The sequence below is a fragment of the Neobacillus drentensis genome (assembly GCF_036966985.1).
Taxonomy (GTDB): Bacteria; Bacillota; Bacilli; order Bacillales; family Cytobacillaceae; genus Neobacillus; species Neobacillus drentensis_E.
In genome coordinates this window covers 1-1,280 of record NZ_JBALSN010000432.1, presented here as the reverse complement: position 1 = coordinate 1,280, position 1,280 = coordinate 1, and the positions used below count along the sequence as shown (strand labels likewise).

At 37.4% G+C, this 1,280-nt stretch carries 2 protein-coding genes; both read right to left on the bottom strand.

Annotation, left to right across the window (positions count from 1 at the left end; all coding sequences use genetic code 11):
• Positions 1 to 1,001, bottom strand: a 1,001-nt coding sequence (locus V7659_RS24370) for an ABC transporter substrate-binding protein (protein ID WP_335542723.1), incomplete at its 3' end; no start/stop codon positions are given.
• A gap of 135 nt (positions 1,002 to 1,136) precedes the next feature.
• Positions 1,137 to 1,280, bottom strand: a complete 144-nt coding sequence (locus V7659_RS24365; protein ID WP_420491767.1) for a helix-turn-helix domain-containing protein — start codon at positions 1,278 to 1,280, stop codon at positions 1,137 to 1,139.

The window sequence follows — 1,280 nt, the reverse complement described above, 5'->3', positions numbered from 1 at the left end:
TCTTTTGCTTCCTTTTGAACTTTAGAATCTTTCGCTACGAATAAACCAACACCAGGGCCGCCTACGTAGCTGTTGATGCTTGTACCTTTTCCGCCTTCATAAGTTGGGAACTTGAAATAGCCAATCTTATCTTTAAATTCTTGATTAACATCGGGGCTTGTTGTGTAGTTTGGTAACTCCCAAGTAGCCGTTAAAAACATCGCTGCTTGTTCGTTCATGAAATAACCTTTTGCATCGTCATTTGATAATGCGCTCGCGCCTTTAACAAATCCGCCCATGTCGACAAGGTTTTGTACCTCTTCAGCTGCTTTTACAATAGCTGGATCATCCATTTTCGCTTTACCTTTAATAACATCTGTTAGAATAGTAGACCCGCCAATCCGGTCTGCTAGATACATAAACCAGAAAGATGCTGGCCAGCCGTCTTTCGCACCTACAGTTGCAGGAACAACGCCATTATCCGCTAAAGTTTTAACAACATTTTTATACTCTGCGAAAGTCTTTGGAACTTCAAGATTATATTTCTTGAAAATTTCTTTGTTGTAGAACACGTAGGAAATATTTAATTCTAGTGGAAGACCATATGTTTTTCCGTCCACAGCATACGATTCTTTTACACCAGGGATAAACGCATCTTTAAGATCTGCATCTCCTGTTACGATATCATCTAGCGGAGCTAGCATGTTACCTTCTACATAAGGCTTAATGAATCCATCTGACCAAGTCATGCCAATATCAGGAAGTTCATTAGATGAAGCTAAGACCTTAAGCTTTTCTCTGTATTGATCAGGATTTAAAATTTCAGTTTCAATTTTTACATTATGATCTTTTTCGTATTCACTAATGATGTCTTTTACAATCGAGAACTGAGCATTCGAGCTGCCTTCTGGCCATAAATGCATGAATTTGATAACTTTTTTACCATCTGAACTGCTTTCCTCAGATGAACTTGAGGAAGAGCAACCCGCAAGCACTAGAGAGACAAGCATGATTACAGACATAAAGATTGCAACCGTTTTCTTTTTTAACAATGTGATTCCCCCTATGACCTTTTCTAGATTTTACTTACATTTATAGTCTACATTCAGATAGTTCTGAAAAATAGGTCACAACGATTAGGAAAAATACTACTATTTTTAGAAAGCCTTTTCATTATTGTCCTTTCGGTATGCGCTTGGTGTCATTCCCTCTAGTTCTCTAAAGATCTTAATAAAATATTTAGCCGTTTTATACCCTGATTCTTCTGCAATATCGTTAATTGGAAGATTAGTAGATACCAA